This window comes from Paraburkholderia sp. SIMBA_030 (assembly GCF_046535245.1).
GTDB lineage: Bacteria > Pseudomonadota > Gammaproteobacteria > Burkholderiales > Burkholderiaceae > Paraburkholderia.
The window spans coordinates 1-230 of the sequence record NZ_JAWRXB010001807.1 but is presented as its reverse complement, the minus strand read 5'-3'; the positions used below and the strand labels follow the sequence as shown (position 1 = coordinate 230).

The window sequence follows — 230 nt, the reverse complement described above, 5'->3', positions numbered from 1 at the left end:
AACCAACCAAGACTGGCTCCAGTTTCGTCAAATAGCTCAGTTTGCTTGCTATTTTGATTAAAAGTTTGATTATGAGTTTGGTGCTGAGACTGCTGCGGGTTTTGATCGTGCAAATACTGAGCAAGCGGTGCAACACGGGTCTTAAATACTATGGTCGTATGCTTGAGCGCGGCGGCCAATTCACGGCCCCAACTGGTCATTTTCGGTGTGCTGATATAGCGTGCATGCAC

General features: G+C 47.4%; 1 protein-coding gene. It reads right to left on the bottom strand.

The window, feature by feature from the left end; translation table 11 throughout:
* A partial coding sequence (locus SB772_RS46215; RefSeq protein WP_410839296.1) for a hypothetical protein occupies positions 1 to 200 on the bottom strand: 200 nt, incomplete at its 3' end.
* Positions 201 to 230: the final 30 nt, after the last annotated feature.